Below are 21,400 nucleotides of genomic sequence, written 5' to 3'. Positions count from 1 at the left end.
TTTCCCACAAGCTGTAATTTCATTTCAGGTTTTTGGGATCCATAACCGGGCAATGATGCCCGGTTATGGATTTATCTTAGAATTTACTTGTCCGTGGGCATGGATGAAATGGTACCATCCCAGGTATCTACCTTGCCTACTGCTTCGTCGGTTTCAGGGAACCAGGTCTGGGTGACGCATTTGCTCTCGGTGAAAAAGGTGAAACCGTCTTTACCCATGCAGTGGAGATCGCCGAAAAAGGAGTCCTTGTGTCCAGTGAATCCGAAAATCCCCAGGGGAACCGGAATACCCACGTTGACACCCACCATGCCGGCATCTGTTCGATAGGCAAATTCCCGGGCATAGTGTCCGTTCTGGGTGTAAATGACCGAACCGTTGGCAAACCGGTTCTTGTTCATGAGGGTGATGCCCTCTTCAAAGGAGTTGACCCGTTTGATGCACAGCACCGGGCCGAACACCTCTTCATCGCCGATGGTCATGTCATCGGTTACATTGTCAAAGATGGTGGGGGCCAGGTAAAATCCGTTTTCATACCCTTCCACGGTGGGGTTCCGGCCGTCAACGATGAGCTCGGCACCTTCTTCAATCCCTTTTTCAATCCAGCCCGTAACAAAATCCAGGTGACCCTGGTTCATGATGGGGCCCATGCCCGTGGTTTTTTCATAGGCAGGTCCCAGTTTCATTTCAGCAACAAATTTTTTCAGATAAGCGATGAGTTCATCGGCAATGGCATTTTCAACCACGATGACCGGGCAGGCCATGCAGCGGGCGCCTGCGCATCCGCAGTAGGCGTTGATGATGCCCCGGGCGGTTCTTTCAATCTTGGCATCTTTGAGTACCAGGGCATGGTTTTTGGCCTCGGTCAGGGCCTGGACCCGTTTGCCGTTGGCAGCCGCTGTTTTGTAGATATGTTTGCCTACATTGGTGGATCCGACAAAGCTGACACCCTTGATATCCGGATGTTTCAGGAATATTTCCGCCTCGTTCCTGCCGGCGGTGACAATATTGAGAACACCGGCCGGGAGGCCGGCTTCACGCCAGAGCTCCGCCAGTCTGAGGGAGGACTGGGGAACAAAACTGGCCGCCTTGAGAATTATGCAGTTCCCCGTGGCCACGCAGATGGGAGTCATCCAGCCGTGGGGAATCATGGCAGGAAAGTTCCAGGGGGCAATCCCGGCGAACACGCCGATGGGTTCGTGGTAAAGGACGGTGTCGTAGCCTTTGCTGGCCTGCATCAGGGACTCACCCTTCATGAGATGGGGAGCTCCGCAGGCAAATTCAACCACTTCGTTTACCTTGAGTACGTCACCCATGGACTCGGTCCAGTTTTTACCCTCTTCCTGGCAGAGAAGATAGGTGAGTTCTTCCAGGTGCTCTTCCACAAGGGCTTTGAACTTGTACAAGACCTGGACCCTTTTGCTGACAGGGGTGGAGGACCATTCGGGATATGCAGCGGTTGCTGCGGCAATGGCACTGTCTACTTCATCCTGGGTGCACTGGGGGGCATGGGCGATGACGTCGCCGGTGGAGGGATTATAACAATCCATGTAATTGCTGGTGGCGGATACTTTGAACTCGCCGCCCACAAAATATTTCAATTTTTTTACCGGGACGTCTGCAGATTCATCTTCAATATCAAAATACCTGTTCTCTACCATTTGTGTCTCCTTTAATTCATTTAAATAATGGTGCTATTATATTAATTTCGGCTGTAATATTTTTATGGTTTCAGCCTTTGATTATTGGGTAAACACTATTTTTTTTACCAGGTTGGCCGCGATCTCATAGGTCTGATCCCGGCCCGAAGCCTGCATTTCTCCGGCCCTGCGGGGATCAATCTCACAAATATCCATGCCGGCCAATTGAACGGAATTGGAAAAAATTTCTTTGATGCTGTCTGCCAGCTTATAGATTTTTCCCTCATCCAGTCCTGTCCAGTTCCTGAACCTGACCCCTTCCAGGGCATTGTTTGCCCCGATATCCATATCAATGGAAAGATATACATAGGGAGTGGATACCTTTTTTAAAACTCCTTTTATCTTTTGGGGACTGAGTTTGCACTCTTTCTTGGTGATGATCTTTGCCCCCTTGCGTCTCAATCCAGTATAGGCGTCGGTATATTTTTTGATCCGTTTGTCCTTGATCCGAAGGGATTTTTTTTCCGGATAATCGCTGACCCCGATAATGTAAAGATTTTTAAAGTCCACCTCCCCCTCATTCACAAGGCTGTGTACAAAGGAACTGGCATTATAGGAGTCGGGACGGTTATACAAAAACGGATCATCCGCGTCATGGAACGAGGACGGGTTGGTTTCCACATCATATTGAATTGCCCCGGCAAGGGCGGACATGGGCACGGCATCCGTATGGCTGTCAATGATGATCAGGGACAGATTTTCCCGGCCGTAATGTCGGGCCAGGACCGAATAGATCCCCCCGGTCAGGGAATGGTCTATTCCGATCATGAGCGGGATGTCGGGCAGAATCTTCTCGCTCACGAATCGGCCTGCCTCATCAGCCATTTTTCTGCAGCCGTCGCTGTCGATAAAAGAGATAAAGTTTTCCGTGGAAATTTTTGAACGATCCGTTGGGCCGGGTTTGGGGCCCAGCCAGCCGGGTACCGGTAAGGAGCCCAGGTTTTCCCAGGCCTCCGGATGAACAGAGGAACAGGCTGGATCAGAATCCAACCGGTCCATGACCCCGTCAAGGGGATCATCAAAGCCCTGGGCTGTCCAAAGCGGTTGAAGCTTTTCCTGGATGGCGTCATATTTCTCATCGCAATCCATGGGGCAGCCAAAAAACTTTATTTTCCTAGGGTGTATCTTTTCCATAATCCGTTGAAATTACCTGGGTTCCAAATTGGGTCCAATGGTAAACAAATGGCGATGGCAAGTCAATAAAAATTTTAAATCATTAAAACATCTGATGTTTAAAGCTTTATATATTTTATCCGTGAAATATCCGGTATCTATTTCGTCCATGCCGGATTTCCGGGGGTTTCCCCCGGGAAAATCGTTCCCGGGGGGACAATGCCAATCATCAAAAGTTATTATTGGATCAAGCGGCCAAAACCCTGCGGGATCAGCAGATCACGCCAAAAACCGGGCTATGGCTGACCCTGCGGATATCCCCTCTTATTTAAAAAAATCGTCCCTGGCTTTTTTCAACTGCAGAACATTTTCCAGGGGAGATCCCGGGGCAATCCCGCATCCGGGACAGAGAAAATCCGTTCCGTTTTCAAGGGCGGCCCAGGCTTCCTTATAGGCATCTTCAGGGGTTCCCATGAAAAGGGTGGTGGCCGTGGCCACGTTGCCGAATACCCGGACGCCGTTCTGGTGGGCGACATTGGCCGCCTCCTTCATATTGGCTCCCTCTTCTATGCTCAGACCCTTGACCCCGGTTTCACACATCAGGGGAATGATCAGGTCTGTATTTCCGCAGATATGAAGGACCAGGGGGCCGTTTGTCTTATCAACGATCTCGGAGAGTACGGGAACCACAAATTTCTTAAACAGCTTGGGGCTCATGAGGGCGGGGCCTGCGGTGGGCTCTGCCATCACATAGTAATCCGCACCGTTTTCAAAGGCAAAGTTGATGACATCGATCATGGCCAGTTTGGTCACCTCAAGGATCTTTTCCACATCGGCTTTCCGCTTGAACATCCATTTCATGAAGGCTTCGGTCCCCACAAGATTTGCCCCGCAGGTAAAGGCGCCTTCGGATTCACCGAAAATCACCATTTTATCCCCGACTTCCTTTTTCAGGATTTCGAATTGTTTCTTATAGGCGGGAAACCTTCCCCGGTCCAGGAAATCAGACGGGTATTCCAGCTTGTCCAGGCTGTCCGTATAGGGGTGTTCCTTGATGCAGTACTGCAAATCGATCTGGGGCACGCCAAGGCCGCATCCAAAAGCCTCGCTCATGGGGGTGATGTCCCATCCCATGGCCTTGACCATTTCAAATCCTGCAATCTCTGCGGACATGGCCAGGGTTGCCATGGCCTGGGGATCCGTATCGGCCAGGGGTCTTTCCGCACCGCATTTTTTCATCAGGTCCACAAGGCCGTAGGTGGTGGTGCATCCCACCGGAGTCATATCCACGCTTTTGCCTTCCAGCCGGTTCATAAATCTTTCTTTTAAGTTCATGGTGATCTCCTTAAAATCCATTTTAATTTAAAGGGTTCCGTTGTCTTTCAAGCCTGCTTTGGTTCTTGCTATCCTGCTCTTGAACAGGGGTTGATAGATTATCCAGAACACGGCCAGCCAGGCAAAAAGGATGACCGTGAGATACTCATTTCCTGCAAATACCTGCTTGATGATATATATCCCCGAAAAAACAATGGCCATTCCCGCCAGAGTAAACGGGAGGCCTGCTTTTAAAAACAATGCCAAATTGGTTTTTACTTCTTTTTTCCACATGGTTTCACCCGGGTTTCATTGAGGTTAGAATGCATTTATGATAATCTATCTAAAGTCAGGGCGGTCGGCATACCTTTATGGTTCAGGTAAAGGTTTGGAATTGATGTAAAGTGCCGACCACCCTGACCTCTTATTGGCGGTCCGATGGGATCGTCAAAAAAGAGTTACGCCTCTTCTTTGTTTCCGTCATATTCCAATAAGAAAAAGAGGATCGCGCCCACGATCAGTGCCAGGGTCGGTCCGGACCAGAACGGGCTGCCCCAGAGTTTGACATAATTGGCGGAAACCAGGGCTGCGCCCATGACGCCGGCAATCCCGCGCTGGACATTGTTGGAGCACATGGCAAAGGCCAGATAAACGCATAGATATCCCTGGATCAGCAGGGTCAGGCCGAACCCGATGAGTTTGGCCGGCAGGATGATCTGTACCAGGGGATGGAAAACCATGGCAATGCTCATGCCCCAGAAAAGAGATGTGGCACCGCCCCAGTAAGAGGGTTCCTGTTCCGGGGTGGAGTGTTTGAACCGGTTGACGACCAGGGCCTGTCCGCCGGTCCACTGGGGGCCGCACAGGGGCAGGAAGGGAACGCAGAAACCCTGGAAAATATTCCGGGTCGCCGTGATGATATGGTTTCTGGGAACCTCAAAAACAATGTTTTCATCGGTCCGGGTCTTGTTGCAGTCATCGATCATGGCCTCCAGGACCAGGATGTCCCCAAAGGCCAGGACATAGGCGACAATGGCAAGGGAAATGGCAGCCACCCATTGCCCTGCAGAGGGCATTCCCAGACCGATGGCGGTAAAGGTAGTGGCCATTTCGCCAAAGGGCATGTCAATGATGAACCGGTCAAAAACCCCGGCCGGCGGAGCAATTTCACCTGTGATCAGGCCGGCGATATACCCGATGACAAATCCCGGTGCGATCCCGAAGCTGGCCACCCAGGCAAAGAGGCTGGACTGGGAACGGAAGCGCAGGGCCCTGGCTGAAAACAGGATGAAAAAGCTTCCCAGGGCAGCAATGACAAATGCAATGGGCATTTTTCCCATAAAGGGCTGGGCCGGGTTAAATACACGCATCAGGGAGGCAAACCCGGCCCCCAGTAGAATCCCTGAGCGCATGGAAACCGGAAAGTGTTTGATGACCCACCGGGTGATGCCCGTCACCCCCAGAACGAGGAAAATGAGCCCCACCAGCACCTGCAGTGCAATCAAGGCCTTTATCCTTTCGGGTCCGGCATCGAAACCGGTCAGGTAGGAGATGTAGAGGGGAATACCGGCGGTAATCCACCCGCTGACCGAAGGGTCTCCGAACGAGGTGTGTAACAGGTAAAGAAAGTTGTTGATGACGACCATCAATACAGCCACTTCAATGGGAATCCCCAACACCTTTACCATGGCAGCGGTGATGCCCAGGGGCACGCAACTTAGAATCGCCCCCTGGATAAAATCCTGGTACTCAATTCTGTAATGAACAAAGGGAATACGTAGTTTTAGAGGTCCGCCTGCGTAGGGCAGCTCCCGCCCGTTTTCTTGCATTGCACTCATCCATTCTCTCCTTGTTATATGAATTTAAAAAAGCTGTTCCCTGGGCCCTGCCCCGGAAAAAGGGGCCGGACCCGGAAACAACACCTGCCTAAAGACATGATCAGTGGACACGGTTCTTTTTTAGAGCACCATGTCTATGAGTTCCACCAGGTCGTACACCTTCATATCGCTTTTGATTCTTTTGGATCCCTCGTTCAGATTGTAGTGGCAGAAGGGGCAGATGGAGACCATCTGTTCCGCTCCCGTATCCAGGGCCTCCTGGACCCTCAGGCCGGCGTTCTTGGCCGCCCAGTCTCCATAACCCGTCATAACGCCCCCGCCGCCGCCGCAGCAATAGGAGTTGCTGCGGATTCTCTCCATTTCCCTGAAGTCAAGTCCGGGAATGGCCTTGAGGATATCCCGGGGAATGTCGTAGAGGCAGTTTTCTTCATTTTTACCCAGGTAGGAATCTTTCCACTGCTGGGAACCGTCCTTGTCCACCTCAAAGTCGATGAGATGACGGCCGGTGTGGCAGGGATCATGGTAGGTGACTTTCCAGGGAAGCTCCTTGGTGAACTTCATCTTGCCCTCTTTAAAGTACTGGAACAAGAAGTCCGTGGTATGGATAATCTTCAGATCCCCCATATAGGCTTCATATTCGTCTGAAAGGCTGTAATCTTTTTTAAAGGCCCTGAAACAACCGGCACAGGAGGTGACAATGGTCTTGACCCCGTGGTTGTCATGAAGGTCTTTAAAGGTCGCCATATTGGTTTCAGCCACCCGCTTGAACTCATCGGCATCTCCCAGTCTCATGGCGGTTGAACCGCAGCAGATCTCGTTTTCACCGAGGATACCGAAGTCCAGTCCCAGTTTCTGGAAGATGGAAGCCGTTGCCACGGGGAAATTTCTTACCGGCAGGTTAAAGGCGCCGGTGCAGCCCACGTAAAACAGAATGGGAGCATCTTCTTTCATGATGTTCTTGATGGGCTTTTTGGCTTTCTTAAAGGGCCGGGTCCAGTCGGTCCTCACCCTTCTCGGGCCCTGGTAGGGATTGTTATAGCTTCTCATGGACTGGGCAATGACCTTCTGGGTGGGCATGGGGCCGACGCCGTCCTTTACCGCCTTGCGGCGCATGGCCTCCATGATTTCCGGAATCACGGGTTTATGGTCCAGTTCACACTGGTTCTGGCATCCGGCGCAGATGGTACACCGGTAAATATCGTTGACAAACTCTTCGGTCCATTCCAGGTCACCGCTTAAAAGCCCCCTGGAAAACGCGACCTTTCCCTTGGATGCCATGTTGCCGTCAAAACCGAATTCCACGCCGGCCGGGCAGATCTCTCCGTAGGTGGCCGGGGGACCGAAATCGTAAGCAGTCTTGCAATTACCACATGCCGTGCATCTCCATACGGCATCTTCCAAATCTTCAAGTGCAGGAATATCCCACTTCATATGAACCTCCAAATATATTTACAACACAAGGTTTTTAAAATTATCATCTTTGTGCATAACGGCTACAATGCCAGTTTTCCCGTATTCATGATGTCGTTGGGGTCCAGCATCTTTTTGGTCTTTCTCAACAACTCCACATATCCGGGGTGGGCCCTCTTGTTGATCTCCAATCCAAAGTCTACGGGCGGTTTATAGGGAATTCCGCCGGCATCCAGATCCACCTTCAGACATTCGACAATGGCCTGCCTGGCGTTCTCAATGGTTTCAGGGGTCTTTTTCGGAAAAGGAATCATGGCCCGGAGCATTCCGTAGTGAACGCCTCTATAGTTGGTCACCCGGACCGACGGGGACAGGTTCCGTTCCACCAGGATCTTCTTCCATTGCTCGTACACCGGTTCCCATTTGTTGAGCGGAGTAAAGGTCCCGGGCCAGGAGATGCCGGCGCCGGCCTGTTTGGTGTAATTCTTGGTGGAACCTACAATCTGGCTGGGCAGCTGGGTTCTGGCCCGCAGAGCCTCTTCCGGATAGACCGTGGATTTCACGGAAGAACCGTTTTTGGTCTGCTCATCCATGATCGACTGCCAAATCTCTTCCCGGGCCTGTTTTTCTTTTTCAGTCCAGGAAAAGGTGGTGGCAAAGGATACCCATTCCGGTGCATCATCGGGTTTGGGTTTATAGGGATAGGGGATGGGTACCTGGGACAGCCACCAGGAGACACCGGTAATGTCGTCACAGATCTCATAATTGCCCAGGGTCCTCATATAGGTTGCCAGGTCTCCGATGTTTTCTGCAGAGGCGGTGAATACCTTCAGAACCGGCGGCATGGGATGAACCCTAAGGCCGATTTTGGTCACAATGCCGGTGGTTCCCAGCCATCCGGTGAAAAGTCCGTCCACCCGGGGCAGGGGCAGGCAGGAGTGCCAGGAATCTTCCTGGATGGCACAGGAGCCCACCCGGACCAGTTCTCCCGTGGGCAGAACCACTTCCATGGAGGTGATTTCCTCGCTGTTGAGGCCGTACCGGCCGCTCAAACCGCCGATGCCGTGGCAGATGGCATTGGAAGAAACCGAAGCCGACGGCGGACCTACGGGCCAGCTCCAGCGAAGCCCCAGTTTGGCCAGCTCACTGGCCAGTTTGGCATGGGATACCCCCGGTTCGATAACGCAATAATGGGATTCATCATCGATCCGGATAATCTGGTTCATCCGTTTCATGTCCAGCAGGATGCCCCCGTTTTCAGGGATGCACAATCCACCGATATTGGTCCCTGCCGTAAAGGGAGTCACGGATATTTTTTCCTGATTGGCAAACTTCATGACTTCCTGGACCTGCTCGACACTGGTCGGCATGACCACATACTCCGGCAGTTTGGGACTCACAAAAGACAGGTCATATGAATAGGCGTAGCGAATGTGCTTATAATCGGTTGCATTGTTCTCCCCGACTATTTCACGTAATTTTTTTGTAATCTTAGAATCAACCTTTGATTCTGATGGCATTCCGGTCATTTAATCCCTCCTGAAATTTTAATTTTCGGTTTCCTGGTTTTCCGGTCCTTTGGAGCGCCTTGTTTTTGGACGCACCAATACGACTGAATAATCCTAAATCCTTGTAAAAATTTTCGGACTAAACTCTAAACGGTCCTACATTCAACTTTATGTGGTGGTGGTGCCGGGGGGGCCGATCCCCCCTTAAATCCTTTTCAACAGTCCTTTTTCCGTTATGATCATTGAGCCATTTTTACTGGCCAGCATCCCTGTTTCAACATCAGTAATATGCTCGATCATGGCCTGACCTGCCATTTCCGGATTCCGTTGCCGGATGGCCGCCACAATCTTTTCATGGCCCTGACAGACCATGTGCAGAAATTCCTCATCTGTATGAACGATGCGCTTTATATTGATCAACGCGGTTTGAACACTTTCCACGATCAGGCTGATAATCTTGTTACCGGTGATATCCACCAGTTTTTTGTGGAAGGCGCTGTCAAGGTCACTCATGAAACTTTCCCCGTCCGGTTCCTGCTCCATGGCGTGAATATTGTCTTCAAGATATAGAATGTCGTCTTCTGTGGCCTTTTCAGCACAGATTTTAACGACCTGGGGTTCGATGAACATTCGAATCTGGGTATATTCCCGGAGGCCCGGGTTCTGAAAAAAGAAGTAGTTCACCAGACTGTCTTTGACCGTCCGAAGATCCACTTCCTTGACAAAGGCTCCGCCGGACATTCCCTGCCGGATCTCCAGAAGACCATAGGCCTCCAGAACCCGGTAGGCTTCTCTCAGGGATGATTTGCTGACTCCGAAATGCCTGGCAAAGTCCTTTTCAGGAGGGAGCTGGTCACCGATCTTCAACTCCCCTTCTAGAATGGCCCCACGGATTTGCTCAACGATGTTTTGAGAGATCCTGTTCGCTTTTACGGTTTCGAATTTAAAATCCATGGGTTACCCATCCCTAAATTTGATGTGCGGATTAACAATTATTCCATCGATTGCATTTTAATTTATGAATGTCAAGAAATATTTTAAACATTTAAAGATCAGATGTTTTAATATTTTTCTATTGACATTTATTTTGCTTTTGAATACGAAAGGAATGCATTTGAATATTGTGGTGGTATTCACTTAAATAGCTGATGGAACATTTTATGAAGTTAGTCATTTGAGATCAACCAACTCCAAAACGAATAAGGAAGAAAAATGGGAATCAAAATCGATGCCTTAAAATGCACCAATTGCATGGCGTGTGAAATGGTCTGCAGTTACCACAGAGACGATGGATTTGCCTTTCTTTCATCGTGTATTGTCGCATATCGTGCCCGTGAAAAAAAAGATTATTTCGGGGTACTTCTTAAAGAAGAGGAAGTGCTTGTTGTTGCCCGGCCCGAAGGGCTGGAAGTGAACAAAATCGGGGAAGAGGCGGATCCGGACAAGGAAGCAGATGCCTCCGCAAAACCCATGCTGCTCAGAGAGGGCTGTGATCTTTGCGAAGATATGGATGACTACGGGCCCATGTGCGTTGCATTCTGCCCGGTAGATGCAATTACACTGGACGAATAAAAGGAGACCCAGGATGGAATACTTATCAACTGAAAATATCCTTATCATCGATTTAGCGGCCGGAGAAGTGGAAGAGGAAGAGCTGGAAGACAGCCTTGTTGAAGAAAAAATCGGCGGCATCGGAATAACCAATTATCTTTACGAAAAATACAAAGACGACGATCCCATCGTTCTCGGCACCGGACTTCTCACCGGAACCACATATCCTGCCTCGGCTTCGGGCCAGATAACGGCCAAAAGCCCGGTTACGGGCAAAGTCTCTCATTGTCCCGTCATATATAAGGTAGGCCTGGAAATTAAATACTCCGGTTTTGACTATATCGTGGTCAAAGGGCAGTCCAAGACCCCGGTCTATCTCTGGATCCACGACGGCGTGGCCGATATCACCGATGCTGGGGAACTCTGGGGAAAAGATGTCTGGGAAGCCACCGATGACCTGAGAACCCTTGTGGGGGACGACCTGCTCCAGACCATGCTCATCGGCCCGGCCGGTGAAAAACAATCGGATTTTGCCCAGGTCTGCTGCAATCACTGGAACAGCCCGGACCGGTTCGGTTTTGGAAAATTGTTCGGTTCTAAAAATCTGAAGGGCTTTGCCTTCAGGGGCATGGGCATGATCGAGGTGGCAGAGCCTGAAGATTATGTAGAACGTTCCCTGGAGATCCTCAAAGAGGCCAAGGAAAACGATTTTATGAACAAAAAGGGAATTGCCCCGATCCTGGCCTCCCTGGGTGAAAAAGATGTCAGTGACTGGATAGCTCCCGTCACCCACCGCCACAGCGCCGATTACTTCACTCCCTACGCCACCATCACGGCACTCTTCCTTGACGAAGATCCGGGCATGGTTGAAGAATCCAAGCAGGATGAGCCCGGTGTTCTTGTTTCTGATATTTTTGCCCTGTCCAGCCTGAAGAAGCTGGGACTTTCCGCCCAGGACGCCGGAAAAGTCTTAAAGGCCTGTGCCAAATACGGGATCGACCCCTTTGCCGTTGCGACACTGAGCGGGAAATCCACCCTGGATGAGCTCATTGGATCCTTTGATTCTCTCAGCGGAACCATCGACATGGTTGGCAAGGGGATATTCACGCCCTGGTGCCCCGCCCGTCCCATCTTCAATGATTTCGATCTTTCCGGGGATGATGAAATCCTGGCCTGGTGGGAAAGACGCCAGGCCGTTGCCATGATCTTCGGCATTCAGCCCATGTTTGCCCTGATGTGTCCGGAGCTGACCGAAGAGAACATGCTGGAACTGGCCAGTCTGGGAACGGAACTCGACCTGGACCAGGATCTGCTGGACGAGGTTGTCAAGGGGATCTGCGGATAGAACCGAATTTTCTGCCGGATGAGCAGGGGGGTTACCGGGAATAAGGCCTCTCTCTCAGTTTTCCCGCTGCCTTCCGGCAGAAATCGGTCCCATTCACATGGAAACCGCATCCCCCAAAATAGGAATATACGCAGGCTCAGGCACCTCCCATTCCTGGCTCTGGTTTGTGGACCTGTTTGAAACGGCAGGATTCTACAACCTGGTCTTCCTGAACGAAGGATCCATTCAGGAGGAGGATCTCCATGAACTCGACGTCCTGGTGATCTCCGGGGGGGATACATTTGCCGTGGCCGGGCATTTGGGAGAAAAAGGGGCCCGGGCCATTGAAGCCTTTGTTGCCCGGGGCGGGATGTACATCGGATCCTGCGCCGGGGCCTACCTGCCCATGAAATCGTCCCAAAAGCCCCTTGACCGGTTCAACTTCGTAGATGTAAAGATCTCCAACCTGAGCCGGCTTTTTCCCACGGCAGATTTACAGATCTGTTCATCCTGCCTTGCCTATGGGTATGACTTCATCTTTCATCCTGTCCGGGAAAGCGTGGCCTTAAAGACCACGCCCCATCTGGATCCGGAAACGAGTCTTGAATTCACGGCCCCTCTGTACGGCGGTCCGGGGATGGATGCCCTTGACCCTTCCTGGGTCCTTGCCGTCTATAAGGGATTTACCCCCAAGACCCTGTTTTTGTCCGACCGGAAAATTGCAGACCAGTCCCTTGTGGGACGGGGTGCTGTGGTCCGTGTCCCCTTTGGACAGGGCTGTTTTTATCTGCTGGGCCCCCACCTGGAGCATCCGGGGTATAAACAGGCAAACCAGTTCATTATCCATGCCGTTCTCCGGGAAACCATCCTGGCGGACAGATCTGGCGCTCTTCCCTTTTTTCCGGGGAACTCCCCTGAACCCGAGGCCGGTCTTACATCCCCTAAAAAGGTGACCGGAAAAGAGGCCAAAGGTCTGCTGCTCTCCGTTAAAAGGGAACTGAGCAACTCCAGGATCACGGCCGGCGGCCTTGAATTTGAGCCGGTTCAGTGGCTGATCGGAAAAAAAACCTATACCCCTCAGAAGATACGGGTCTATCTGGAGTCCATGTGGAAACGCATCCGGCCCCTTGAGAGAAAAAAATACCTGGTCCTGACCCCGGGCCTGTACGAAAACATCCTGGCAACCGCCTCAAGCATAACCATTGAGCTGCGGAGGATAAAAAAACAGGTGGATGAAAAACAGGACAGCCTTGAAACCGCAGTCCTCCTCTTTGATGAACTGCACATCCTGGCCATGTCTTTTTTTGATCTCTACTTTGATACCCTGTTTGACAGGCAGAACAGCGGAAGGGAAGAGGATATGGCCCGGCCATGATCCCTGGCCCGTTTAACCCATTTTTTACAACAGGAGATGAAATTGCAAACCGGAACAATGAACCAAGCTAAAAAATCAAAACCCGGACAGATCTTTTTCCTGCTGGCAGCCGGCTGTTTTTTTCTGGCACTTGCATGGCCTTCCAGTGTATGGGCCAAAATCTCAGCCTCTTCCGGATCCGACTGGTTCGTTCAGATGGATCAATACGCTGCCGGGGCCCACGGAACCCTTAAATGCGAAGATTGCCACGGGCCCATGCAGGCCAAGGGCAAATCCCATCCGGATCCCGAGGCAGCCGGATTTCTGAAAACCGATCCCAAGCGAACCTTTGATTACCAGACCTGTAAAAAATGTCATAAAACCGCCCATGAGCGGTTTCTCAAGGGGGAACATGCCAAGGCAGCCGAGAAAGAAAAAAAAGAGGGAAAACCCTCACAAACAGGATTCGCACCCACCTGCGGGGACTGCCATTCCGCCCATTATTCCAAATCCCGGAAATCCCGGGCCGATACCGGAAAAGAAATGACCCGGACCTGCGGGGCCTGCCACCCGGACCAGGAGGCCAGTTACCTTGACAATTACCACGGCAAGGCAGGGGTAAACCTGGGATATGACAAGGCCGCCTTTTGCACCGACTGCCACGGAGCCCACACCGCCGTCTCCCTGAAGGACAAGACCCAGGTCCTTACCACCTGCCGGCGGTGCCATCCGGATGCCACTGCAGCATTTGCCGACATCATCATCCATGACACAACAAAAAATCTAACGGTAAAAACCGATGCCAAGCAGAAGGGACTCAAATGGGTCCATGCCCTGGGCACCCTGTCCTTGATTTTTGTGGTCGCGGTTCTGGTCTTTTTCTATGCCCACACCGGACTTCTCATGCTTCGAAAACTCCATGAAAAATTAAGGAGGCATAAATAATGGAAACATCCCCAGCCCAGAAAGAATCCTATCAGCGGTTCTCTGTCCTGCACAGGATCCTGCACATCATGATCATCTTCAACTTCACCCTTCTGGCCGTGACCGGATTTTTACTTCACTTTGGCGGAACCGGATGGGCAAGGGTCCTGGTCTCTGCCATGGGAGGCGCCGGCGGGGCCGGATGGCTGCACAGGTTCTGCGCCGTGTTCCTTTATATCGGGATAGTGATCCATGTGGCCTGGCTCTTTTACTATAAAATCGTCTTAAAAAGAAAAATCTCCGGCCCGGATTCTGTTCTTCCGGCCAAAAAAGATCTCCAGGATCTGGCCCAGAATTTCAGATACTTTTTCAATAAAGGAACCCCGCCTTTATTTGACCGGTACAGCTACCTGCAAAAGGTGGATTACTGGGCTGTGATGCTGGGGATGCAGAGCATGGGGATTACCGGGCTCATGAAGTGGTTCCCTGAATTTTTCACCGGGATATTTCCCGGACATTTCATCAATATCGCCGCCCATTTCCATTTTCATGAAGCGGTTCTTGCCGTGATGTACATCGGGCTGGTCCATATGTCGGACACCCACCTGGTTCCGGATGTTTTTCCCATGGAAAAGACCATTTTTACCGGAAAAATCGAAAAGGAACGGTTTGTACAGGACCATCCTGAGGAGTGGAAACGGCATCAGACAATGGAAAACGGAAACTAAATACAAGATCTCAATGGGGAACTTCCTATGAACTATAAATTAATACTTTCTGTTATCATCGGTGGCCTTTTGATGATGATTTTCGCAGCCCTGAATCACACACCGGCCGTTGCAACCAATTCACCTGAATCAGAGACTGCCGCGGTGATTGAAAAAGCCCCGCCTGAACCTGTACCGGAACCGCTGATCTGCAATGACTGTCACCGGTCCCCCAACATCAATACCAACGAGGGCGTGGCCGCCTCAAAGGCCTTTTGCCTGGACTGCCACAGGGAGGCGGACACCCACAGGATGGCGGAGCAGCAGAAGGTCGGGCTCCGGGTCACTGAAAAAGGCTTTAATGAAAACCAGCCCAGGCATCAATACATCGCATGCATTCACTGCCACACGGATGTGGCCCGGTCTCCCCATAAGACCGAAACCGGATCCCAGTGCCTGGAATGCCATGTCCGCCACTCCGAAGGCCCGGCCAATGAGCCCCATCTGCGGGTGGACTGCCAGGCATGCCACTTCAAATCCGAATTTGTCCGGCTGGATCCCAAGGATCACCGGGTCAAGCTGGCCCATGCCGATTATGAGGGACTGCCGGTCAGTCTTTCCGATCATGCCATGGCCGATGTCTCGGACGAGGAAACCTGCAAAAAATGTCATTTCAGGAAAAATCCCGTGGGCGCTCCGGCAGCGGTCCTGCCTTCCAAAAGCGTGATCTGCATCCTCTGCCATACCTCTCCTTTGGCTGCAGGCAGCCCAATATTCGGACTGGCCGGCATCCTTTTCCTTGGAGGAATGATGATCATGATCGGTTTCTGGTACAGGGGCAGCGTCAAGGGGGAAGAAGATTCCCTGCACAGAAAGATCAGTCTCAGTTCGGAATCCGTATGGACAACGATCTTTTCAAAACAGATCTTTTCCCTGGTGAAGATCTTCATCCTGGATATTGTTCTCCAGAGACGGATCCTCAAGGAGAGCGTCTCCCGCTGGTCCATGCATTCCCTGATCTTCACGGCCATTCTGCTGCGGTTCTTCTTAAGCCTGTTCACGGCCGTGGGATTTTACCTGAATCCGGACGGAAACTGGATGACGACTCTCATGGACAAGAACCACGGATTTACAGCCTTTACCTACGATCTTCTGGGTCTCTTTATTCTCCTGGGGATCGTCTGGGCCGTGATCCGGCGCTTTGTGGTCAAACCGGACCATGTGGTTTCCGAATACCAGGACACCGCCACCCTCCTGATCCTGGGCGTTCTAACGGGATTCGGCTTTTTCCTTGAAGGGGCCAGGATACTGGTCACCGGAATTCCCGGGGACATGGCATCCCATTCTTTTGTGGGAAATATCGTGGCAGGCATCTGTTCCATATTCCCCTTTGACTGGGCATCTGTTTACCCGGTGCTCTGGTGGATCCACGGCCTGGCAGCCGCAGTCCTGATTGCCTATATCCCCTTTGGAAAAATGAGGCATATCATCAATACGCCGCTGACCTATTTTATCGAGGCAGTGGACGGCGTAAAAAATGAAAAACGGGTTTAACCGGAATCAAAATGAAAAGGTGTTAACATGGCCGAAAAAGATATAGCTGAGTCCCCCGTTGAAACCAAAGAAGAGGAAATAAAAAAAACCGAGCCCGGGGAACCCGGAAAAGAAGAGGGTACCAAAGAGCTCCGGCAGATCCCCCTTCACAAGCTGGATATGAAACGGCTGATCGAGCTGGACGCCTGTACCCGGTGCGGGGAATGTCTTTCCTGGTGCCCGGTCTATGACCAGGACTCAAAGGAAGACCTGATCCCCCGAAGAAAGATCATCGATTTTTTGAGGCTGGCCCGTTCCCAGAGCGGGTTCCTGGCCGGGATTGTGAAAAGCGATAATGTTCCCAAGGCCCTGAAAAAAGCCCTGAAAAAGGTGACCGGATACCAGGAAATCACCCAGGAGCAGATAGACGACTTTGTGTTCAACCTCTATGAATGCTCCACCTGCGGCCAGTGTGAGATTGTCTGCCCGGCCCACATCGATACGGTCAATCTCTGGGAGGAGCTGCGGCGCATCATTGTCCGGGCCGGATACGGTCCTCTGGAGCCCCAGAAGGCCCTGAGAAAGAGCGTAAAGACCTTTGACAATCCCTGGCAGCAGCCCCGGGCCGGCCGGACCAAGTGGTCCAGGAGGGCCAAAAAGGACGGTCTGATCGAAACAGAGCCCCGGGAAATTAAAAAGACCGGGGGGAAAGTGCTTCTGTTCTTCGGATGTACCGCCTCCTATGACGCCAATGTCAAGCAGGTGGCCATCAACACCATTAACATCCTCGAAGCCCTGGACATCGACTACGGGGTCCTGGGAAAGCATGAAAAATGCTGCGGCAGCGTCCTTCTCAGGATGGGGGATCCGGAATATAAGCGGCTTTTCCAGGAAAACATCGAGCAGTTCAACAGCCTCGGGATTGATACCCTGATCAGCTCCTGCTCGGGCTGTTTCAAAACCATCATGCAGGATTACCCCAAGGTCGCTCCCATCAACTTTGAGGTCCTGCACACCGTGGAATACCTGGCCCGGCTTCTCAAACAGGGCAAGCTTGATTTTCCCCATCCGGTCAACCGGACCATCACCTACCATGATCCCTGCCACCTGGGCAGGGCCACGGGCGGATTTGACGCTCCCCGGATGATCATGGATGCCATCCCGGGCCTTAAACTGGTTGAAATGCCCAGGAACCGTGAATATTCCCGGTGTTGCGGGGCCGGCGGCGGTCTGAAGGCCGGATTTCCCGACATCCAGGGGAGGATGGCCCAGCGCCGGGTCAAAGAGGCCGAAGAAACCGGGGCCACGGACCTGGTCTCCTGCTGTCCCTTCTGCTACCAGGGCCTCCAGGTCGGTATCGGGGTCTCCGAATCTCCCATCATCATGAGGGACATGTCCTATTACGTGGCCCACTCCCTCCTGGGATATGACGTTTTTGAAAAAGCCGCCGGGGAAGCCGAGGAGAAAAAACGGCTCAAGGAAGAGAAGAAACGGCTGAAACAAGAAGAAAAAGCAAAGAAAAAAGCGGAAAAAGAAAAGGCCAGAGAAGAAAAGGACGGGAAAGAAAAGGAAGAGAAAAAGGACGAAGAGGAGAGCACATCCGCCGATAAAGATTCAGAAAAGGAAAAGAGAAAAGCGGAAAAGAAGCTGGAAAAAGAAAAAAGGCGGGCCCAGAAAAAACTGGAAAAAGAAAAAAAAGCGGCGGAAAAGCTGAAAAAAGCCGAAGAAAAGAAAAAAGAACAGCCGGACAAAGAGGTGCCAGACCCGGAAGAAAAATGAAAGAAAAAACAAAAGTCTTTGTCATCACCGGGTTCCTGGGAAGCGGAAAAACCACCCTGGTGAAACGGATTTTACATTCCTCCTCAGACCTGTCCAAGACCATCGTCCTGGTCAATGAATTTGGGAAAGTGGGGATTGACGGGGATCTAATCCGGCAGACAGCCGCGGCCGACGTGGTTGAACTGAGCAGCGGATGTATCTGCTGCACCCTGAAAACCGATATGATCCAGACCTTACGGATGCTGCGGTACGACTACTCCCCCCGGAGGATCATCATCGAAGCCACGGGCGTGGCAGACCCCCTTGCCATTATCGAGGCCTTGCAAGAACCCCTGCTCTCTTCCCAGTTTTCCCTGGAAAAAACCATTACGGTTCTGGATAGTGATTTCTGGGAGGCCCGGGAGGGGTTCGGCACCGTGTTCGCAAGCCAGCTCAGACACGGGGATATCATTCTCCTGAACAAGATCGATACCGTGGATCCGGAACAGATCCCGGATTTCTTAAAGGAAATCCGGGAAGAGGCCCCAAAGGCCCGGATCATTCCCAGCCTCCACTGCAATATTGATCCGGATATTTTCTGGGCTGAATCGGATAATTCATTCCCTGACCGGCCGGAACCGTCCCTGTTTCAGCCCTATGACCCGGGAAAGGATGCCTATTCCCAGGGGGCCGGTTTTGAACCTGGTGGGGCAGAAACCCAAGGATTCACCACCTTTTCCTTTGAAACCCCGGACCCTTTGGACGAAAAATCCTTTACCGAATTTCTCAGAACCGTTCCCCTGGAGCTGTTCCGCATCAAAGGCCCGGTGCGGTTTGCCGGCCAGACCCGGATGCTCAATTTTGTGGGGGGCAAAACCGAGTGGTTGGACTGGCCTGAAAACCCGCCCACCTGCCTGGCCTTTATCGGCTGGGACGTGGCAGAAGAAGCCATATTGGAGAAGGTGAAGGCCTGCCTGGCCCGCTAATTTCAATTCCGATCCCCTGTCTGGTTTATCCTCCTCGGGGTAAAGTTTGTGTCAACGGCCTTTACCGGACCAAGCTGAACCCCCAAGATTGGTGATTCCTTTTGATGAAGATGCCGACTTTAAAAATGACTAGAGCCGGGATATCCATTTCACCCCAAGAAAAACCGTGACCAGCAGGGCTGCGCCGCCCCCGAGATTCAAACACCAGCCGTTTTTCCGGTCCCCGGCCCAGGCCCTGTCATTGAGCAGTCTTAGGAAAATCCCGACAAACAAAGGGGTGCCGATGAATGAAAGGGCCAGCATGATCAATAAAAGATTCACCGGTTTTCCCGGGAGAAAAGCCCCGGGCAGGGCAATGAGACAACCGGCCAGAATGGTCAGCCTGTATTTGGTGTTCCCGGGCTTTAACTCCCATTTCATTTTATCCCCCAGAACATAGGACGCTGCGATAAAGGTGGGCATGATGGTGGAAAAAACCGCGCACCAGATGCCCAGGCAGAAAAAACCATGGGCATATCCCCCCAGCAGGGGGGTAATGGCATTGGCCATTTCAAACAGCGTTTTCACCTGGATCCCTTCAGGGTTGAGCACACAGGCGCCGGTCAGATAAATGGCCGTACAATAAAGGCCAAAGGCCCCCAATAAAGAGACGGCCGTATCGGTCCGGGCCAAATTCAGATCCGATGCTTTCCATCCTTTTTCATGGACCGTATAGGTCTGCATACTCAGTATGGTCACATGGATGGATCCACCCATAATGGCCGTCATCATAAGGACTTCAGCCTTGCCGAAATGGGAAAGATCCGGTACCAGTCCGGCCAGGGCCGCACCCAGATCAGGCTTTGCAATAAAAAGGGTGGCAATAAAACTGATCACCAGCAAAGAAACAACAATTTTGCAGACCGCTTCAATGATTTTATACCCGCCGTGGCCTACCAGTCCGTAAAAGACTGCGGCAAAAAAGATACCCCAAAAAGGCGTGGTCCACCCGGTGACAAATCCGGTAACAGCCACCAGAATCTTTAACAAAACCACATTGCACAGCCAGATCACCACAAGGGCGTCCAGGGCCACAAACCAGGCCAGAGGCTTTCCCCATTTTTCCTCCACAATGGAGACGATTCCCTTGCCGCCGATAAGGGCTGTCTTGGCCGCCATATACTGGCAGACAAAGGCCAGAAACACACTGAGCACCACCACCCATAAAAAATTATACCCATAGGTGCCGCCGGCCTTGGCCACACTTAGGGTGGTTCCGGGGCCGGCAGCCACCGCACTGATGACCCAGGCCGGCCCAAAGGCTGAAAACAGGTTTCCTATATTAAAAATTCTTTTTTCTGCATCTTCCATACGCTTTTTCCTTTTGTGAAAGGGTTATGCTTTAGACCGGCTCAACTCCTGAATTTCAAGGTTCAGATGGGCGGCAATGGTTTTTTCATCAAGATTGTAGAGACTGTCCAGAAAGTGGCCCATGAAAAAGCCGGGACCGTTTGACTTCTCTGCAGCCAGTTCTCCTGCGATGCCGGCCACTGAAACTGCGGCCCAGGACGCCTCAAACCCATTATCCGCAACCGAGTAAAAGGCGGCAATAAGGGAGGACAGGATGCATCCCGTGCCTGTGACAGCCCCCATGAGGCTGCATCCGTTTGAAATCAATGCCGTTTGCCCCTGTCCCAGCACCATATCGGTTGAACCGCTGATGACCAGGGCCGATGCCGATTTCAAAAGCGTGTCCGCGCCGGCCGGGATTTTGTCTGCAGGCTGGTCCGTGCGGCCGTGCCGCACCAGAATCTCCCTGGCCTGGTCCGGGGACACCCCGCTTTCCACGCCCCTTGTGGTCAGGCGGCCGCCGGCCAAAGAGCAGATCTCCGATCCATTTCCCCGGATGATTTTATCCGGGGCAAGGCCATTGAGTTCTTGTGCAATGCCGGTTCTGTAAGGTCCGGCCCCGGATCCCACCGGATCCAGAACAACGGGTTTTCCCAGCTCCTGGGCAGCAACCATAAGGTCCTTCATCACTTCAACCCGGTCTTCCACCGGGGTTCCCATGTTGACGCAGAGGGCATCGGATATCTTGGACATATAGGCCGTGTCCTGCCTGGCCCAGGACATGGTAGGGGACGCGCCGAGGGCCAGAAGGGCATTGGCGGTCTGATTCATGACCACAAAATTGGTCACCACATGGACAAGGGGTCTTTTTTCCCGGATATTGACACATAGCTGATAAACTCTTCGGGACAATTCAATTTTTTTTCTCATGTAAAAATCCCTTTTTTATATGGGTGAATCCTCTGCTGCAAAGCAGAACGATCCCTTGCCTGCCCAGGCAGCTTTACATTTTTTCCGGATAGAAGGCCCTGAAAAGGAAGTTTTCTGAGTACGG

At 52.0% G+C, this 21,400-nt stretch carries 18 protein-coding genes; 8 read left to right on the top strand and 10 right to left on the bottom strand.

Translation table 11 applies throughout. The features are described 5' to 3' along the window. Positions 1-83 precede the first annotated feature (83 nt). The 8 genes from F608_RS0113615 to F608_RS0113580 form a co-directional block, all read right to left on the bottom strand. Complete coding sequence (locus F608_RS0113615) at positions 84-1,658, bottom strand: CoA-acylating methylmalonate-semialdehyde dehydrogenase (RefSeq protein WP_022666201.1); 1,575 nt, start codon at positions 1,656-1,658, stop codon at positions 84-86. Between the two features lie 81 nt (positions 1,659-1,739). Beyond that, entirely contained in the window at positions 1,740-2,786 is a 1,047-nt protein-coding gene (locus F608_RS0113610) for an arginase family protein (RefSeq protein ID WP_022666200.1), read from the bottom strand. 348 nt (positions 2,787-3,134) lie between these two features. Beyond that, positions 3,135-4,145, bottom strand: coding sequence for an MtaA/CmuA family methyltransferase (locus F608_RS0113605; RefSeq protein ID WP_027362735.1), 1,011 nt, complete (start codon positions 4,143-4,145; stop codon positions 3,135-3,137). 27 nt (positions 4,146-4,172) lie between these two features. Further along, complete coding sequence (locus tag F608_RS0113600) at positions 4,173-4,418, bottom strand: hypothetical protein (RefSeq protein ID WP_022666198.1); 246 nt, start codon at positions 4,416-4,418, stop codon at positions 4,173-4,175. A gap of 164 nt (positions 4,419-4,582) precedes the next feature. Beyond that, on the bottom strand, positions 4,583-5,962 hold the full coding sequence (locus F608_RS31895) for a hypothetical protein (RefSeq protein ID WP_022666197.1): 1,380 nt from the start codon (positions 5,960-5,962) through the stop codon (positions 4,583-4,585). Positions 5,963-6,082: 120 nt separating this feature from the next. Further along, the gene (locus F608_RS0113590; RefSeq protein ID WP_022666196.1) at positions 6,083-7,393 is read right to left on the bottom strand and encodes a (Fe-S)-binding protein; all 1,311 of its coding nucleotides are present in this window, start codon (positions 7,391-7,393) and stop codon (positions 6,083-6,085) included. Positions 7,394-7,455: 62 nt separating this feature from the next. Next, positions 7,456-8,901, bottom strand: coding sequence for an FAD-binding oxidoreductase (locus F608_RS0113585; protein WP_022666195.1), 1,446 nt, complete (start codon positions 8,899-8,901; stop codon positions 7,456-7,458). Between the two features lie 183 nt (positions 8,902-9,084). Continuing rightward, complete coding sequence (locus tag F608_RS0113580) at positions 9,085-9,834, bottom strand: FadR/GntR family transcriptional regulator (protein ID WP_022666194.1); 750 nt, start codon at positions 9,832-9,834, stop codon at positions 9,085-9,087. A 258-nt stretch (positions 9,835-10,092) separates the two neighbouring features. On the opposite strand from F608_RS0113580, the gene F608_RS0113575 reads away from it, so the two are divergent. From F608_RS0113575 to F608_RS0113540, 8 genes are all read left to right on the top strand, one after another. After that, entirely contained in the window at positions 10,093-10,452 is a 360-nt protein-coding gene (locus F608_RS0113575) for a 4Fe-4S dicluster domain-containing protein (RefSeq protein WP_022666193.1), read from the top strand. A 13-nt stretch (positions 10,453-10,465) separates the two neighbouring features. Next, entirely contained in the window at positions 10,466-11,776 is a 1,311-nt protein-coding gene (locus F608_RS0113570) for an aldehyde ferredoxin oxidoreductase N-terminal domain-containing protein (protein ID WP_022666192.1), read from the top strand. Between the two features lie 97 nt (positions 11,777-11,873). Then, positions 11,874-13,130: a BPL-N domain-containing protein gene (locus F608_RS0113565; RefSeq protein ID WP_022666191.1), complete on the top strand. Its 1,257-nt coding sequence runs from the start codon at positions 11,874-11,876 to the stop codon at positions 13,128-13,130. Positions 13,131-13,172: 42 nt separating this feature from the next. After that, the gene (locus F608_RS0113560; protein ID WP_022666190.1) at positions 13,173-14,054 is read left to right on the top strand and encodes a cytochrome c3 family protein; all 882 of its coding nucleotides are present in this window, start codon (positions 13,173-13,175) and stop codon (positions 14,052-14,054) included. Further along, the gene (locus F608_RS0113555) at positions 14,054-14,761 is read left to right on the top strand and encodes a formate dehydrogenase subunit gamma (protein WP_022666189.1); all 708 of its coding nucleotides are present in this window, start codon (positions 14,054-14,056) and stop codon (positions 14,759-14,761) included. The genes F608_RS0113560 and F608_RS0113555 overlap by 1 nt, the downstream gene beginning before the upstream one ends. A gap of 27 nt (positions 14,762-14,788) precedes the next feature. After that, positions 14,789-16,294: a respiratory nitrate reductase subunit gamma gene (locus F608_RS0113550; RefSeq protein WP_022666188.1), complete on the top strand. Its 1,506-nt coding sequence runs from the start codon at positions 14,789-14,791 to the stop codon at positions 16,292-16,294. 27 nt (positions 16,295-16,321) lie between these two features. Next, positions 16,322-18,052 carry a (Fe-S)-binding protein gene (locus F608_RS34810; protein ID WP_022666187.1) on the top strand — a complete coding sequence of 577 codons (1,731 nt, stop codon included), beginning with the start codon at positions 16,322-16,324 and terminating at the stop codon, positions 18,050-18,052. After that, positions 18,049-19,017, top strand: coding sequence for a CobW family GTP-binding protein (locus F608_RS0113540; RefSeq protein WP_022666186.1), 969 nt, complete (start codon positions 18,049-18,051; stop codon positions 19,015-19,017). Before F608_RS34810 ends, F608_RS0113540 begins: the two co-directional genes overlap by 4 nt. Before the next feature lie 129 nt (positions 19,018-19,146). On the opposite strand, the gene F608_RS0113535 is transcribed toward F608_RS0113540, so the two are convergent. Both F608_RS0113535 and thiM read right to left on the bottom strand, forming a co-directional pair. Continuing rightward, a complete protein-coding gene (locus F608_RS0113535) occupies positions 19,147-20,367 on the bottom strand; it encodes an Nramp family divalent metal transporter (protein WP_022666185.1) in 1,221 nt (406 codons plus the stop codon). A gap of 24 nt (positions 20,368-20,391) precedes the next feature. Beyond that, positions 20,392-21,276, bottom strand: coding sequence for a hydroxyethylthiazole kinase (thiM, locus tag F608_RS0113530; protein WP_022666184.1), 885 nt, complete (start codon positions 21,274-21,276; stop codon positions 20,392-20,394). Between the last annotated feature and the right edge of the window lie 124 nt (positions 21,277-21,400).

Source organism: Desulfospira joergensenii DSM 10085 (assembly GCF_000420085.1).
Taxonomy (GTDB): domain Bacteria; phylum Desulfobacterota; class Desulfobacteria; order Desulfobacterales; family Desulfobacteraceae; genus Desulfospira; species Desulfospira joergensenii.
This window is presented reverse-complemented; position numbering and strand designations above follow the sequence as displayed.

Coding starts and splice junctions, on each gene's coding strand:
- F608_RS0113550 (WP_022666188.1), top strand. CDS start 14,789: ATGAACTATAAATTAATACTTTCTGTTATCATCGGTGGCCTTTTGATG.
- F608_RS0113565 (WP_022666191.1), top strand. CDS start 11,874: ATGGAAACCGCATCCCCCAAAATAGGAATATACGCAGGCTCAGGCACC.
- F608_RS0113590 (WP_022666196.1), bottom strand. CDS start 7,393: ATGAAGTGGGATATTCCTGCACTTGAAGATTTGGAAGATGCCGTATGG.
- F608_RS0113615 (WP_022666201.1), bottom strand. CDS start 1,658: ATGGTAGAGAACAGGTATTTTGATATTGAAGATGAATCTGCAGACGTC.
- thiM (WP_022666184.1), bottom strand. CDS start 21,276: ATGAGAAAAAAAATTGAATTGTCCCGAAGAGTTTATCAGCTATGTGTC.
- F608_RS0113575 (WP_022666193.1), top strand. CDS start 10,093: ATGGGAATCAAAATCGATGCCTTAAAATGCACCAATTGCATGGCGTGT.
- F608_RS0113555 (WP_022666189.1), top strand. CDS start 14,054: ATGGAAACATCCCCAGCCCAGAAAGAATCCTATCAGCGGTTCTCTGTC.
- F608_RS0113535 (WP_022666185.1), bottom strand. CDS start 20,367: ATGGAAGATGCAGAAAAAAGAATTTTTAATATAGGAAACCTGTTTTCA.
- F608_RS0113605 (WP_027362735.1), bottom strand. CDS start 4,145: ATGAACTTAAAAGAAAGATTTATGAACCGGCTGGAAGGCAAAAGCGTG.
- F608_RS31895 (WP_022666197.1), bottom strand. CDS start 5,962: ATGAGTGCAATGCAAGAAAACGGGCGGGAGCTGCCCTACGCAGGCGGA.
- F608_RS0113600 (WP_022666198.1), bottom strand. CDS start 4,418: ATGTGGAAAAAAGAAGTAAAAACCAATTTGGCATTGTTTTTAAAAGCA.
- F608_RS0113585 (WP_022666195.1), bottom strand. CDS start 8,901: ATGACCGGAATGCCATCAGAATCAAAGGTTGATTCTAAGATTACAAAA.
- F608_RS0113580 (WP_022666194.1), bottom strand. CDS start 9,834: ATGGATTTTAAATTCGAAACCGTAAAAGCGAACAGGATCTCTCAAAAC.
- F608_RS34810 (WP_022666187.1), top strand. CDS start 16,322: ATGGCCGAAAAAGATATAGCTGAGTCCCCCGTTGAAACCAAAGAAGAG.
- F608_RS0113540 (WP_022666186.1), top strand. CDS start 18,049: ATGAAAGAAAAAACAAAAGTCTTTGTCATCACCGGGTTCCTGGGAAGC.
- F608_RS0113610 (WP_022666200.1), bottom strand. CDS start 2,786: ATGGATTGCGATGAGAAATATGACGCCATCCAGGAAAAGCTTCAACCG.
- F608_RS0113570 (WP_022666192.1), top strand. CDS start 10,466: ATGGAATACTTATCAACTGAAAATATCCTTATCATCGATTTAGCGGCC.